15 protein-coding genes are annotated in these 14015 nt (G+C 63.4%); 11 read left to right on the forward strand and 4 right to left on the reverse strand.

Translation table 11 applies throughout. The features are described from left to right. The first annotated feature begins 8 nt into the window (after positions 1-8). The 11 genes from fdhF (at position 9) to C1M53_RS09365 (ending at position 9557) form a co-directional block, all read left to right on the forward strand. Positions 9-2888 carry a formate dehydrogenase subunit alpha gene (gene fdhF / locus C1M53_RS09315; protein WP_129411992.1) on the forward strand — a complete coding sequence of 960 codons (2880 nt, stop codon included), beginning with the start codon at positions 9-11 and terminating at the stop codon, positions 2886-2888. 30 nt (positions 2889-2918) lie between these two features. Next, positions 2919-3749: a formate dehydrogenase accessory sulfurtransferase FdhD gene (fdhD, locus tag C1M53_RS09320; protein WP_129411993.1), complete on the forward strand. Its 831-nt coding sequence runs from the start codon at positions 2919-2921 to the stop codon at positions 3747-3749. Then, on the forward strand, positions 3739-4002 hold the full coding sequence (locus C1M53_RS09325) for a formate dehydrogenase subunit delta (RefSeq protein ID WP_129411994.1): 264 nt from the start codon (positions 3739-3741) through the stop codon (positions 4000-4002). Before fdhD ends, C1M53_RS09325 begins: the two co-directional genes overlap by 11 nt. 400 nt (positions 4003-4402) lie before the next feature. Further along, positions 4403-4876 carry a hypothetical protein gene (locus C1M53_RS09330; protein ID WP_129411995.1) on the forward strand — a complete coding sequence of 158 codons (474 nt, stop codon included), beginning with the start codon at positions 4403-4405 and terminating at the stop codon, positions 4874-4876. Positions 4877-4939: 63 nt separating this feature from the next. Continuing rightward, positions 4940-5335 carry a hypothetical protein gene (locus C1M53_RS09335; protein WP_129411996.1) on the forward strand — a complete coding sequence of 132 codons (396 nt, stop codon included), beginning with the start codon at positions 4940-4942 and terminating at the stop codon, positions 5333-5335. Continuing rightward, positions 5302-5835, forward strand: a complete 534-nt coding sequence (locus C1M53_RS09340; protein ID WP_129411997.1) for a hypothetical protein — start codon at positions 5302-5304, stop codon at positions 5833-5835. The genes C1M53_RS09335 and C1M53_RS09340 overlap by 34 nt, the downstream gene beginning before the upstream one ends. Positions 5836-5849: 14 nt before the next feature. Next, a complete protein-coding gene (locus tag C1M53_RS09345; RefSeq protein WP_348630034.1) occupies positions 5850-6353 on the forward strand; it encodes a hypothetical protein in 504 nt (167 codons plus the stop codon). A 192-nt stretch (positions 6354-6545) separates the two neighbouring features. After that, positions 6546-8099 (forward strand): alpha/beta fold hydrolase, encoded by a 1554-nt coding sequence (locus C1M53_RS09350; protein WP_129411998.1) that lies wholly within the window; start codon positions 6546-6548, stop codon positions 8097-8099. 107 nt (positions 8100-8206) lie between these two features. Then, a complete protein-coding gene (locus C1M53_RS09355; protein WP_129411999.1) occupies positions 8207-8680 on the forward strand; it encodes a carboxymuconolactone decarboxylase family protein in 474 nt (157 codons plus the stop codon). A 77-nt stretch (positions 8681-8757) separates the two neighbouring features. Further along, entirely contained in the window at positions 8758-9120 is a 363-nt protein-coding gene (locus tag C1M53_RS09360; protein WP_129412000.1) for a nuclear transport factor 2 family protein, read from the forward strand. A gap of 122 nt (positions 9121-9242) precedes the next feature. Beyond that, positions 9243-9557, forward strand: a complete 315-nt coding sequence (locus C1M53_RS09365) for a hypothetical protein (RefSeq protein ID WP_129412001.1) — start codon at positions 9243-9245, stop codon at positions 9555-9557. 40 nt (positions 9558-9597) lie between these two features. Here the strand turns inward: C1M53_RS09365 and C1M53_RS09370 are convergent, their stop codons facing one another. The 4 genes from C1M53_RS09370 to C1M53_RS09385 form a co-directional block, all read right to left on the reverse strand. Further along, a complete protein-coding gene (locus C1M53_RS09370; RefSeq protein ID WP_129412002.1) occupies positions 9598-11025 on the reverse strand; it encodes a gamma-aminobutyraldehyde dehydrogenase in 1428 nt (475 codons plus the stop codon). Positions 11026-11152: 127 nt separating this feature from the next. Beyond that, the gene (locus C1M53_RS09375) at positions 11153-11968 is read right to left on the reverse strand and encodes an ABC transporter permease (protein WP_129412003.1); all 816 of its coding nucleotides are present in this window, start codon (positions 11966-11968) and stop codon (positions 11153-11155) included. Further along, on the reverse strand, positions 11958-12932 hold the full coding sequence (locus C1M53_RS09380) for an ABC transporter permease (protein ID WP_129412004.1): 975 nt from the start codon (positions 12930-12932) through the stop codon (positions 11958-11960). Before C1M53_RS09380 ends, C1M53_RS09375 begins: the two co-directional genes overlap by 11 nt. Then, positions 12929-13927, reverse strand: coding sequence for an ABC transporter ATP-binding protein (locus C1M53_RS09385; RefSeq protein ID WP_129412005.1), 999 nt, complete (start codon positions 13925-13927; stop codon positions 12929-12931). Before C1M53_RS09385 ends, C1M53_RS09380 begins: the two co-directional genes overlap by 4 nt. Positions 13928-14015: the final 88 nt, after the last annotated feature.

A 14015-nucleotide genomic window follows, 5' to 3' on the forward strand; every position in this document is an offset into this window, starting at 1 on the left:
GCCTGGCCATGGGTCTCATCCACGAAATCGACTACGGCACACCGGCTTCGAAATCGGAGAAGCAGGTCACGCTGACCGTTGACGGCTTCACCGTCACCGTGCCGGAAGGCACCTCCATCATGCGGGCTTCGATGGATGCCGGCATTGCCATCCCGAAGCTCTGCGCCACCGACATGGTCGACGCATTCGGCTCCTGCCGCCTCTGCCTGGTCGAAATCGAAGGCCGCAACGGCACGCCTTCCTCCTGCACCACGCCGGTAGCGCCGGGCATGGTGGTGCACACCCAGACCGGACGGCTGAAGGACATCCGCCGCGGCGTGATGGAACTCTACATCTCCGACCATCCGCTGGACTGCCTGACCTGTGCCGCCAACGGCAATTGCGAGCTGCAGACCCAGGCCGGCGTGGTCGGCCTGCGCGACGTGCGCTACGGTTATGAAGGCGACAACCACGTCTTCAAGAAGAACGACGGCGAAGCGAACTTCCGCTGGATGGCGAAGGACGAGTCCAACCCGTATTTCACCTATGATCCATCGAAGTGCATCGTCTGCTCGCGCTGCGTGCGCGCCTGTGAGGAGGTGCAGGGCACGTTCGCGCTGACCATCGAGGGCCGCGGCTTCGACAGCCGCGTTTCGCCCGGCATGCACGAGCACTTCATCGATTCCGAATGCGTGTCCTGCGGCGCCTGCGTGCAGGCCTGCCCGACCGCGACGCTGTCGGAAAAGTCGGTGATCAAGATCGGCCAGCCCGAGCATTCGGTTGTGACGACCTGTGCCTATTGCGGCGTCGGCTGTCAGTTCAAGGCCGAGATGCGCGGCGACGAGCTGGTACGCATGATGCCGTTCAAGGACGGCAAGGCCAATCGCGGCCACTCCTGCGTCAAGGGCCGCTTCGCTTACGGCTATTCCACCCACAAGGACCGCATCCTCAACCCGATGATCCGCGAGAAGATCACCGATCCATGGCGCGAAGTGTCGTGGGAAGAGGCACTGACCCACACCGCCAACGAATTCCGCCGCATCCAGTACCAGTATGGACGCAGCGCCATCGGCGGCATCACCTCGTCGCGCTGCACCAACGAAGAGACCTATCTCGTGCAGAAGCTGGTCCGCCAGGGCTTCCGCAACAACAATGTCGACACCTGCGCCCGCGTCTGCCATTCGCCGACCGGCTACGGCCTCGGCCAGACCTACGGCACCTCGGCCGGCACGCAGGACTTCGATTCCGTCGAGGACTCCGACGTCATCATGGTCATCGGCGCCAATCCGTCGGCCGCGCATCCGGTGTTCGCCTCGCGCATGAAGAAGCGCATCCGCCAGGGCGCCAAGCTGATCGTGCTCGACCCGCGCAAGACCGAGACCGTCGATTCGGTCCACGCCAAGGCTACCTATCACCTGCCGCTGAAACCCGGCACCAACGTTGCCGTTGTCACGGCGCTCGCCCATGTCATCGTCACCGAAGGCCTGTTCGACGAAGCCTTCATCCGTGAACGCTGCGACTGGGACGAGTTCCAGGACTGGGCGTCCTTCGTGATGCTGCCCGAGAACAGCCCGGAAACGGTCGGCAAATTGTCGGGCGTCGATCCGGAATTGATCCGCGGCGCGGCACGCCTCTATGCGACCGGCGGCAACGGCGCGATCTATTACGGCCTCGGCGTCACCGAACACAGCCAGGGCTCGACCACGGTGATCGGCATCGCCAACCTCGCCATGGCCACCGGCAACATCGGTCGGCGCGGCGTCGGCGTGAACCCGCTGCGCGGCCAGAACAATGTGCAGGGCTCATGCGACATGGGTTCCTTCCCGCACGAACTGCCGGGCTATCGCCATATCTCCGGCGACGCGGTGCGCGACATCTATGAAAGCCTGTGGGGTGTGAAGCTGGACGACGAACCCGGCCTGCGCATCCCCAACATGCTGGATGCGGCCGTCGACGGCTCGTTCAAGGGCATCTACATCCAGGGTGAGGACATCCTGCAGTCCGACCCGGACACCAAGCACGTTTCGGCCGGCCTCGCCGCCATGGAATGCGTGGTGGTCCAGGACCTCTTCCTCAACGAGACCGCCAACTACGCGCATGTCTTCCTGCCCGGTTCGACCTTCCTCGAGAAGGACGGCACCTTCACCAACGCCGAGCGCCGCATCAACCGCGTGCGCAAGGTGATGGCGCCGAAGAACGGCTATGCCGACTGGGAAGTGACGCAGAACCTCGCCAAGGCGCTGGGACTCGACTGGAATTACGCGCATCCGTCCGAGATCATGGATGAGATCGCCAAGACCACGCCGAGCTTTGCCATGGTGTCTTACGACTACCTGGAGAAGATGGGTTCGGTGCAGTGGCCCTGCAACGAGAAGGCGCCGGAAGGCACGCCGATCATGCACATCGACGGCTTCGTGCGCGGCAAGGGCAAGTTCATCCGCACCGAATATGTGGCGACGGACGAAAGGACCGGCCCACGTTTCCCGCTGCTGCTCACCACCGGCCGCATCCTCTCGCAATACAATGTCGGCGCCCAGACCCGGCGCACCGACAACGTCATGTGGCATTCGGAGGACCGGCTGGAGATTCATCCGCACGATGCCGAGAACCGTGGCATCCGCGATGGCGACTGGATCCGGCTGGCAAGCCGCGCCGGCGAGACGACGCTGCGCGCGCTGATCACCGACCGCGTCTCGCCGGGCGTCGTCTACACCACCTTCCACCACCCGGACACGCAGGCGAACGTCATCACCACCGACTATTCGGACTGGGCGACCAATTGCCCGGAATACAAGGTCACCGCGGTGCAGGTGGCGCCGTCCAACGGTCCGACCGAATGGCAGAAGGACTACAATGAGCAGGCTCGCCAGAGTCGGCGCATCAAGGGTCATCTCGAAGCGGCGGAGTGATTGTGAAGCCCTGCTGAGGGAACGAGAGTCATTATCATGATGCGCCCTGCCACCAGCTCGACCACCCGGATCGCGCGCCGCGCGAGCGGAACCAAGGCGGCTGCGCGCATGGTGCCGGAGGAAACGCCGGTGGCGCTCTCCTATGCCGGCACCACCCATGCGGTGATGATGGCCTCGCCTGCCGACTTCGAGGATTTCGCGCTCGGTTTCTCGCTGACGGAAGGCATCATCAGCTCGCCGGATGAAATCGAATCCTTTGACGTGCAGGACGTCGAGGCCGGCATCGACATCCAGATCCGGCTGAAGGACAGGGCCAACACCCGTTTCGAAGCGCGCCGCCGACGGCTGGCAGGTCCGGTCGGCTGCGGGCTGTGCGGGATCGAATCGATCGAGGAAGCGATGCGCTCGGTCGATGCGGTCGACGCCTCCAAACTCATGCTGAGCGCCGACGACATCACCGGCGCGGTCAAGGCGCTGTCGAAACAACAGCCGCTGCATGCCGAGACCGGGGCGGTGCATGCGGCCGGTTTCTATCTGCCCGGCAAGGGCGTGGTGGCGGCGCGCGAAGACGTCGGCCGCCACAATGCGCTGGACAAGCTGGCCGGTGCGCTGGCGAAGGCCGGCATCGACGGGACTGCCGGCGCGGTTGTCGTCACCTCACGCGTCTCGGTCGAGATGGTGCAGAAGACGGCGGCGATCGGCGCGCCTTTCATCATCGCCGTCTCGGCACCGACAGCGCTTGCCATCCGCACCGCCGAGGCAGCCGGCATGACGCTGGTGGCGCTGGTGCGCGGCGACGAGTTCGACATCTTCACGCGCCCGGAGCGGGTCTTGAGCGGAGTTTCCCAACATGTCGCATGACGAGGATCATGTCGCCTCCACCCGCGAAAAGCTGGTGCGCATGGCCAACCAGATCGCGACCTTCTTCCACTCCAAGCCGCGCGAGGAAGGCATTGCCGGCGTGGCCGAGCACATCAACAAGTTCTGGGAGCCACGCATGCGCCGCCAGATGCTCGAGATGATCGACGCTGGCGGAAAGGGTTACGACGAACTGGTCCTTGCCGCAGCGCCACTGATTCGCCGTCCGGCTCCGGAAGAACGGCCGGCAGCCTGATTCTGACTGCGAACCGCTCGCCTTCGAGCCGTCTTTGCCTTGTCAGTCACCACAAAAAACCCGGAGTCCTTTGCGAGTCGCCGGCTCCATTGGCATGCATGGTCGTCAGAAAACAATCCATCCGTCCAAATTTTGGCCACCTGTCATAGAATCTCACCAAGTAGCAACGCACACCCAATGATTGCGGATTCCTGATCTCTATTTTTCCATCTCAAATTTAGAGAGAAAAGTATTATAGATACATTCAAAGACGCAATAATTGAATCGAACCACACCTTCGAATTTTGCTGAATAAATATGGCGTACAGCGTACAGCGCTACGCACATGAACAATAACTTCTTGACTTAAGAATACTTGTGTTTAAGCGTTTCCTTATTCAGTAAGGAGAGGGCTCTCCGCATGAAAGGTATTTTACCTGGACTTGCGTTTCTTGGGCTTGCGGCATCTTCTTCTGTTACGTTCGCCGCAACGCAAGGCGTGATCTTCAACGGAACAGTGGCTTCTGTCTGCGTCCTGACGGTCGGCTCCAACGGCACGATGACCGTCAGCCCGAATCTGCAATCTCTCAGTTCACACAACAGCGGCGGCACGGCCGGCACGGCAAATCTTGCAACCACAGGCGGTGTGACGGTCAGCGTGGATTCCGCCGTAACCGGCGTCACCACACCGGCCGCGGACAGCGGCACCATTGCATGGACACCAACCTACGCGGTTTCAGGTGCGCATAACTTCCCCGAAGGCGGCGCTTCTCATGCATTGACGGGACCCGGGACATCCGTGGTGACCGTCAATCTGGCCGGTGCCAAGACGGGCTCGGATACATTCGTGGCAGGCAACTACCAGGCGACGGTTACGGTTCGCTGCGAACCCTAGAGTGTTCCGGTTTTTCGCGAAACGCTCCTGGAATTGCTCGAGTCCAGTTCGAAAGGGACAACGATGATCAGCAAGCGCCTGTACGGGCCCTTGGCCCTGTTGTGCGTTCTTCCGGCTGCGGTTTCGGCCCAGTCGATGTCGCCGATGCGCGGCGAAATCATGAGCTTTTCCAATGCCTTCGCCGTGCGGGTCTACCCGGCCAACCCCTACAAGCAGCGCATCAAGATCTCGGTCCGCGTCTACGACCAGGATTTTTACCCGGTCAAGGATGCGCGCGTCAGCCCTTCCGAATTCATGCTCGGAGGCGATGCCTCGCGTCCGGTTCTCGTCGTCGTTCCATTCAACGGCAGCAGCGAGCGCAAGGTTCGAATCTGTACGGAAAGCATCCCGTTTCCAAATGATCAAACCCAGATAAGGGCACAGATATGCGGAAAGTTTCTTGGACAAAGGCGCTCCTGACCACACTCGTGTTGACTGGAGCCGGCGCGCGGCAGGCCGATGCCGAAGATGTCTACAAGCTCGTGCAGAACCAGAACGGTTTCGATCTGCCCGGGGTGTCTCTCCCACAGGGACAGGATGAGGTGCGCGCGGCAGACGGTACGACCTGCAGCTCGTCGATTTCCGGCTCAGGCGCGTATCTCGACATGGGCGTCATCAGAAACAGCGCCGCCGTCAGCACGCAGGACATGGCTGCCTATGGCCGCGTGGTGATCCCGCTGGGCAGCAGGCCGAAACGACTGGACTGCTCCAAGCTCTACAATCTCGAGGTCGAACGCCTGCAGATAGAACTCGACCTGATGAAAATGGGGGTCGGTCCCGATGCGGGCATGACCACCGCATCCACCGCGCAACCTGCCTCCACGACTGCCGCCGTTCCGGCGAAACGTCAGGTCAAGGCACAGCGCAAGAGCAAGAACTGGGTGTCCGAGGGTTGGAGCGCACGCGGCGACGGCAAATAGCCAGGCGGAGTGCCATGATGGCATGTAGACCTTTGCGTATCACTGCACTGCGCCTGACGGCCGCGTTCGTGATATCTGCGCTGGCCGGCACCCCCGCATCCGCTGCCCTGGATGGCACCTGCACGATCATGGTGACGCGGACCGGAACGATGGTGACCAACGCCAACGCTTCCGTACTCAGTTCCAAGCTGGCCGGCGGTGCCTATGCCGCGGCTTCGATCACCATCCAGCCCGGCACGCTCGGTCTGCTCTGCAGCCTTGTCCAGCTGCTCAACTGCTTCGCTCTGTCCGTCGTGCCGCCGGCCAGTTTTTCGAGCGCGCCTTCTGGTGGAGGCACCAATGTCAGTTTCAATACGGTGTTCCGCATCGACGGCAGCGCAACCGACCAGCCGCAGAACACACCGGTCAAGATACTGAACGGCCCACACAGTGTTCAGATCGACCTGATCGCGACCAAAAGCTCCGGCATCTATGCTGCCGGCAACTACCAGGGAACGGTGACCCTGCGCTGCGAGTGAGACGGGCCGGCCCCGTCTCCTTCATTGGCCCGTCCCGCCACGCCCGCAGCGCTTGTGGTCCACCGCGGCGGCGGCCTGGGGACGCCAGAGACTCCATGATTATTTCAGTCTGTAAAATTTGTCTGAGTCGCAGCTGGCATTTTCTGCTATGATGACTGGCGGTGGGATCGTCTGGTTGGGCGGGGCAGTCGCGTGAGGTCGATCGAGACCAGATACGCGCGTAGCGGGGATGTGCGGATCGCCTACCAGGTGGTCGGCCAGGGCTCGTTCGATCTCGTCTTCGTGCCGGGCTTCATCTCCAATCTCGACCTGCATTGGGAGGACGAAGGCTACAGCCGCCTGCTGAGACGGCTTTCCGCCTTCTCGCGACTGATCCTGTTCGACAAACGCGGCACCGGGCTTTCCGACCGCGTCGACAGCCGCGACCTGCCCAGCCTCGAAAGCCGCATGGACGACGTGCGCGCCGTGATGGACGCTGCCGGCAGCGGCCGTGCGGCACTGCTCGGCGCATCGGAAGGCGCACCGATGGCGATGCTGTTCGCCGCCACCTATCCGGAGCGAACCAGGGCGCTGGTCCTCTATGGCGGCTATGCGCATTTCCACAGGTGGGTGATGCCGCCGGAGCGCCTGAGGACCTTCATCGAGACGACGGAAACCTCGTGGGGCACCGGCGCAACCTTACCCGGCTTCGCGCCAGGCCGGATGGACGACCACCATTTCATCCAATGGTGGGCACGGTTCGAGAGGCTGTCTGCCAGCCCGACCGCCGCCTCGGTTCTTGCCCGCATGGATGCCGAAACCGATGTGCGCGGCATCCTGTCGACGATCAACGCACCGACGCTGCTCATCCATCGCCGCAATGACGTGCGCGTCGACCCGGAGGCCAGTCGCTTCCTCGCCAAGAAAATCCAGGGGGCCCGGCTCGTCGAGATTCCCGGGCGCGATCACCCGGTCTGGACCGGCGACGTCGACCGGGTGGCAGACCTGATGGAAGAATTCCTGACCGGCCAACCGGCTGTGGCCGACACCGAACGTGTGCTCGCCGCATTGCTGGCAACACGTATCTACGACACCGCCAAGCTCGGCGACCGCATGTGGAGCGAACGGAGCCAACGCTTCCACGAGACGTGGCGGCTGCTGGTCGGTCGCCATGGCGGGCGCACAGCCGGCATGCATGGCGAGCTGATGATTGCGCGCTTCGACGGGCCGGCGCGCGCCATACGCTGTGCGGCTGCGCTGCGCGAGGCGGCGCAGCAGATCGGGGTGGCGAGCGCGCAAGGCGCCCATGTCGGGGAGATCGAATTGCGCGGCCAGCCGACCGGGCTGACGGCACGGGTCACCATGCAACTCGCGACACATGCGGCGCGCGGCGACATCATCGCTTCGCGGCTCGTCGCCGAACTTGCGGTCGGTTCCGGCCTCCGTTTCGTCGACGCCGGCCATGTCAGCCTCGACGAGCTGGGCGAGCCGTTGCCGGTGGTCCATGCGACCTCGGAACAGCATCTCGAACCGGCCTGCCGCTCCAGGGCCAGGCCTCTGGAGCCGGCAGCACTGACGGCGCGGGAAAGCGAGGTGGTCAGCCTGATCGCCGACGGGAAGAGCAATGCGGCAATCGCCGCCGAACTGAAGCTCAGCGAGCATACGGTGAAGCGGCACGTTGCCAACATATTGCTGAAGCTCGACCTGCCGTCGCGAGCGGCGGCAGCGGCCTTTTCGGCCAGGCATGCTGGCCCGGACGGGCCATAGGAGCCATGGCGCTTTCGAGCGAAGCGATCGGAGCGCCTCGAGGACTACGATTTGCTCCATGCGGGCTAGGCGACGTCGCCGTTACGACCCTGCGGATGGAGGATGAAATGCTGAGACTGATTGGCAAGACCGGATTGCTGGCATTGGCGGCGGGCGCATTGCTGACCGTCACACCGGTGCAGGCCGAAGATGCTTCGGCAGCAGCGGCCTACAAGGACATCCAGGCCACGCTGGGGTCGGTGCCCGACATGTTCAGGACATTGCCGGACGTCGCGGTAGCCGGCGCCTGGGCCGAGATCAAGGGGGTTCAGCTCAACCCCGACACCGCGCTCGACGGCAAGACCAAGGAACTGATGGGGCTGGCGGTGGCTGCGCAGATTCCCTGCCAGTACTGCATCTACTTCCACACGCTGGCGGCCAAGGCCAATGGCGCGAGCGACGAGGAGATCAAGGAAGCCGTGGCGATGGCGGCGATCGTCCGCCACTGGTCGACGATGCTCAACGGCAGTCAGGTCGACTTCGCGACCTTCAAGAAGCAGACCGACGAGCTGCTCGCGGCCGCCAAGGCGAAGTCGCAGTGAAGACAGGCTGTCCGGCAACGGCGTCGGGCAGCATCCGATGAAAATCGAACACCTGTAATGGAACCATGGAGATCAAAATGCTGACCAGGACAAAAGCAGTGGATGGTGTCGCGATCAAGAAGGCGATCGAGGGCCGCGACGGCAAGATGTTGTCGAGCTTCTACGCCGACGATGCGCTGGTGCGGGTGATCGACCGCAACAATCCGCCGAGCAAGCCGCGCGAAATCCGCGGCCGCGCGGCGATCAGCACCTTCTGGGACGACATCTGCAGCCGGGCGATGACCCACAAGGTCGACACCACCATCGCCGAGGGTGACAATCTCGCCTTCACCCAGGCCTGTGCCTACCCTGACGGAACGAAGGTGTTCTGCGCAGCGACACTCGAGCTGAAAAACGGCCTCATCGCGCTACAGACGGTCGTGCAGGCCTGGGACGAGTAGATCGACTGACAGCCCGCCCATCCCGATCGGATCGGGATGGGCTTTCGTTTCAGCGGTGAGCTTTCAGAGAGCCCCGCGTTGCGGGATCGAGTTCGGACCGTAATTCAGAGAGGAGAACCAGCATGTTCAGCGCCAGATGGCAGATCGATGCCAAATTCGGTCACAAGCAGACCGTGCTCGAGCTGATGCGGAAATGGGAGCGCGAGATCGGCTCGCAAGTCGACATCGCCGACCTCAAGTTCCAGATCATGACCGGATCGATCGGCGCGCGCGAGGCGACGATCGAGACACATCACCAGGTCGAGAGCCTTGCGCGCCTGGAGGAGTTCTTCGCCAGGATCGGCAAGATCGACGCGCATGCCAAATGGGGCAAGGAGATAGAGCCCTACGTCGTGTCGGGCTCCAGCCTCTGGCAGATCTTCCGCGTTGTGGAGTAGTGCTCCCTCTTCCTTCTCCCCGTTCACGGAGAGAAGGACCCTATCCGTGCGCCACCATGACGTGGCGTACGGCGGTGTAGTCTTCCAGTGCGTAGACCGACATGTCCTTGCCGTAGCCGGACTGCTTCAGGCCGCCATGCGGCATCTCGTTGGTCAGCATGAAGTGGGTGTTGATCCAGGTGCAGCCATATTGCAGGCGAGCGGCGGTGGCCATGGCGCGCGAGATATCCTTGGTCCACACGGAAGAGGCAAGGCCGTAATCGCTGTCATTGGCCCAGCCGACCGCTTCGTCGACATCGGAGAAGCGGGTGACCGAGACGACCGGCCCGAACACCTCGCGGCGCACGATCTCGTCATCCTGGAGGGCGCCGGCGACAACCGTCGGCTGGAAATAGAAACCCGAGCCCTCGCCCGGCTTGCCGCCGGTGGTGATCTCGATGTGCTTCAGCTCCGACGCGCGCTCGACGAAGGAAGCGACACGGTCGCGCTGGCGCCGCGAGATCAGCGGCCCGATCTCGTTCTCGGTGTCGTCGGCCTGATCGTATTTGATGGTCGATACTGCAGAAGACAGTTGCGAAACCAGCTTGTCGTAGATTTTCTTGCCGGCGTAGATGCGGCAGGCGGCGGTGCAATCCTGGCCGGCGTTGTAGTAGCCGAAGGCGCGCAGGCCGGTGACGACGGCATCGAGGTCCGCATCGTCGAAGACGATGACCGGCGCCTTGCCACCCAGTTCCAGATGGGTGCGCTTGACCGATTTGGCGGCCGCCTGCAGCACCTTCTTGCCGGTGGCGATGTCGCCGGTGATCGAGATCATGTTGATCTTGGGATGATTGATCAGCGGACTGCCGACGCTTTCGCCGCGGCCGAGCACGACGTTGACGACGCCCTCGGGCAGGACATCGGCCAGGATGCGCGACAGCTTCAGCGCGGTGAGCGGCGTCTGTTCCGATGGCTTGAACACAACGGTGTTGCCGCCGGCAATGGCCGGAGCCAGCTTCCATGCCATCATCATCAGCGGATAGTTCCACGGCGCGATCGAGGCGACGATGCCGATCGGGTCGCGGCGGATCATCGAGGTGTGGCCGGGCAGATATTCGCCAGCCACCTGGCCGGGCATGGAACGCACCGCGCCGGCGAAGAAGCGATAGCAGTCGACGATGGCCGGAATCTCGTCGTTCAGCACGGCATTGATCGGCTTGCCGCAGTTCAGCGCCTCGAGAGCAGCGAATTCCTGAGCCTCTGCTTCGATACGGTCTGCGATCTTGAGCAGATAGGCGGAGCGCTGTGCCGGGGTGGTGCGTGACCAGGAGGCGAAGGCCTTCTCGGCCGCAGCGACCGCGCGCTCGATCTGCGCTTCGCTCGCTTCGGCCAGGCTCAGGATGGTGGCGCCGGTGCGCGGGTTCAGCACGGCTTCCTCGGCCTCGGCGCCCTTTTCGAACGCAGCGCCGATCAGCATCTCAGTGTTCATTGTCGTACTCCCGTTTCTTTCAAAATTGGGCAGTAGGCAGTCGGCAATAGGCAGTCGTGGGCAGGGTTTCTGCAGCGACGAAACCGGCGCCCTCTACTGCCTATTGCCTATTGCCGACTGCCTCATTTCATTTTCCCGACCCGGCGACCTGGTCGCCGTCGCGGGTGAGGTAATAGGCAAGCAGGATGGGCAGCAGCGTCACCAGCACGACGACCATGGCCACGACATTGGTGACCGGACGCTGGCGCGGCCTGATCAATTCTTCCAGCATCCAGATCGGCAGCGTCTGCTGCTGGCCGGCGGTGAAGGTGGTGACGATGACCTCATCGAAGCTCAGGGCGAAGGCGAGCATGCCGCCGGCAAGCAGCGCCGTGGCGATGTTGGGCAGCACGACATGCCGGAAGGTCTGGAAACCGTCGGCGCCAAGATCATAGGACGCCTCGATCAGCGAGCCCGAGGTGCGGCGGAAGCGGGCGACCGCATTGTTGTAGACCACCACGACGCAGAAGGTGGCGTGGCCGAGCACGATCGTCCAGAACGAGAACGGGATCTCGGTGAGCGCAAAGGCCGAGCGCAGCGCGATGCCGGTGATGATGCCGGGCAGTGCGATCGGCAGGATGACCAGCAGGGACACCGTCTCGCGGCCGAAGAACCGCGAGCGCGAGACCGCGGCAGCGCACAAGGTGCCGAGGATCAACGCAACCAGCGTCGAGATCGCGGCGACCCTGACCGAAAGCGACAGCGCTTCCCAGACATCGGGGCGGTTCCAGGTGACCGCGAACCATTCCGTGGTCAGGCCGGGCGGCGGCCACTGGTAGCTCTTCTCTTCCGTCGTGAAGGCATAGACGAAGATCAGCAGGATCGGCAGGTGCAGGAAGAGCAGGCCGCAGGCGGCGGCGATCTTCAAGCCGAGCGGCGCGGACTGGCTGCGGTCAGAGCGCATCGAAGGCCCCCATACGCTTGGCGCCCCACAGGTAGAACCCCATGATGACGATGGGCACCACCGCGAAGGCTGCGGCGAGCGGGATGTTGCCGGCGGTACCCTGCTGCGAATAGACGGCCTGGCCGATGAACAGGCGCGACGTGCCGATGATCTGCGGCACGATGTAGTCGCCAAGCGTCAGCGAGAAGGTGAAGATCGATCCGGCGACGATGCCGGGCAGTGCCAGCGGGAACAGCACATTGCGGAAGGTCTGCCCGGGCGAGGCGCCAAGGTCGGATGAAGCCTCGACCAGATTGCCCGGCACGCGTTCGAGCGCGGCCTGCATCGGCAGGATCATGAACGGCAGCCAGACATAGACGAAGGTGATGAAGGTTCCGGTCGCCGACACCGACAGCGAGTTGCCGCCGACATAAGGCAGGGCCAGCCAGCCGTCGAGCAGCCACTGCACATGCAGCTTGGCGAGGAACCAGGTGAGGATGCCTTCCTTGGCGAGGATCAGCTTCCAGGCATAGACCTTGACCAGATAGCTCGACCACAGCGGCAGCATCACGGCCAGGTAGAACAGCGCCTTCCAGCGGCCTTGCGCGTAGCGGGCGGCGTAGTAGGCAATCGGGAATGCAACCGCGATGGAAGCCAGCGTGACCAGCGCCGCCATCACCACGGTGCGCACGATGATGTCGAAATTCGCCGGCTGGAAGAGATCGGCATAGGTCTTCAGTGTGAACTGCCGGTTGATGAGGCCGGAGAATTCGTCGATCGAGAAGAAGCTCTGCAGCAGCAGCGCGAACAGTGAACCGATATAGACGACGCCGAGCCACAGCAGCGGCGGCATCAGCATCAGCACGAGCAGGAAGCGCGGCCGGCGCCAGAACAGGTCGGAGAGCGCCCCCAGCATGCCACCACGGGCCGGCAGGATCGCGGAGGCCGGTGCGTCGCTCGTTGCGGTGACGGAAGCGATGCTCATGGCGCTTCGTCCATCAGGTGGATGGCATCGCGGTTGAAGGTGAAGGCAACGGCGTCGCCCTGCTCCGGCACCGCCGAGCCCGACGGTACGCTGGCATGCAGGCGCAACCCTTCGGTGTCGAGCGCCAGCCGGGTGGCCGCGCCAAGATAGCTGACGCCGGAAACCCGGGCCTGGACGGTGTCGCTCCCTGTTTCGCGTGTGATACGAATGGCTTCCGGACGCAGACTGCCCCAGCGGCGCTGGCCGGCGTGACGCTGCACGAAATCCGGCGGCAGCACGTTGGAAGAGCCGACGAAGTCCGCCACGAAACGCGTCTTCGGCCGCTGATAGATCTCCTGCGGCGAGCCGACCTGCATGATCCTGCCTTCGTTGAAGACAGCGACGCGGTCGGCCATCGACAAGGCTTCGCCCTGATCATGGGTAACGAAGACAAAGGTGATGCCGAGCGCCTTCTGCAGCGATTTCAGCTCTTCCTGCATGTTTTCGCGCAGCTTGAGGTCGAGTGCGCCGAGCGGTTCGTCGAGCAGCAGCACCTTGGGCTGGTTGACCAGCGCACGCGCCAAAGCCACACGCTGGCGCTGACCGCCGGAGAGCTGGCCCGGGCGGCGCGCGCCATAGCCCGGCAATTGCACCAGCGCCAGCGCCTCTTCGGCAGCCTTTAGGCGCTCGGCCTTGCCGACACCCTTGACCATCAGGCCATAAGCGACATTGTCGAGCACATTGAGGTGCGGGAACAGCGCATAGTCCTGGAAGACCGTGTTCACGTTGCGCCGGTAGGGCGGCACGCCCTCCGCACGTTCGCCGAAGATCGAAATGGTGCCGGCGGTGGGCTGCTCGAAACCGGCGATCAGGCGCAGGCAGGTCGTCTTGCCGGAACCGGAAGGGCCGAGCATGGCGAAGAATTCGCCGGCCGCGATGTCGAGATCGAGCGCGTCGACGGCTTTTACAGCGCCGAAGTGACGGGCCACTTTCTGGAAGGAAACAGCTGGGGTCATCTCATCTGCGATCATTGTTTCGAACGATCATGCCTGTCCCGGCTGCTGAGCAGCCGTCGGGCAGGCGCGACACCTCCCGGCAGGGAGG

Origin of the sequence: Mesorhizobium sp. Pch-S, assembly GCF_004136315.1 — a bacterium.
Classification (GTDB): domain Bacteria; phylum Pseudomonadota; class Alphaproteobacteria; order Rhizobiales; family Rhizobiaceae; genus Mesorhizobium.

Coding starts and splice junctions, on each gene's coding strand:
- C1M53_RS09345 (WP_348630034.1), top strand. CDS start 5,850: ATGATGGCATGTAGACCTTTGCGTATCACTGCACTGCGCCTGACGGCC.
- C1M53_RS09375 (WP_129412003.1), bottom strand. CDS start 11,968: ATGCGCTCTGACCGCAGCCAGTCCGCGCCGCTCGGCTTGAAGATCGCC.
- C1M53_RS09360 (WP_129412000.1), top strand. CDS start 8,758: ATGCTGACCAGGACAAAAGCAGTGGATGGTGTCGCGATCAAGAAGGCG.
- C1M53_RS09370 (WP_129412002.1), bottom strand. CDS start 11,025: ATGAACACTGAGATGCTGATCGGCGCTGCGTTCGAAAAGGGCGCCGAG.
- C1M53_RS09325 (WP_129411994.1), top strand. CDS start 3,739: ATGTCGCATGACGAGGATCATGTCGCCTCCACCCGCGAAAAGCTGGTG.
- C1M53_RS09385 (WP_129412005.1), bottom strand. CDS start 13,927: ATGACCCCAGCTGTTTCCTTCCAGAAAGTGGCCCGTCACTTCGGCGCT.
- C1M53_RS09340 (WP_129411997.1), top strand. CDS start 5,302: ATGCGGAAAGTTTCTTGGACAAAGGCGCTCCTGACCACACTCGTGTTG.
- C1M53_RS09330 (WP_129411995.1), top strand. CDS start 4,403: ATGAAAGGTATTTTACCTGGACTTGCGTTTCTTGGGCTTGCGGCATCT.
- fdhF (WP_129411992.1), top strand. CDS start 9: ATGGGTCTCATCCACGAAATCGACTACGGCACACCGGCTTCGAAATCG.
- C1M53_RS09380 (WP_129412004.1), bottom strand. CDS start 12,932: ATGAGCATCGCTTCCGTCACCGCAACGAGCGACGCACCGGCCTCCGCG.
- C1M53_RS09335 (WP_129411996.1), top strand. CDS start 4,940: ATGATCAGCAAGCGCCTGTACGGGCCCTTGGCCCTGTTGTGCGTTCTT.
- C1M53_RS09355 (WP_129411999.1), top strand. CDS start 8,207: ATGCTGAGACTGATTGGCAAGACCGGATTGCTGGCATTGGCGGCGGGC.
- C1M53_RS09365 (WP_129412001.1), top strand. CDS start 9,243: ATGTTCAGCGCCAGATGGCAGATCGATGCCAAATTCGGTCACAAGCAG.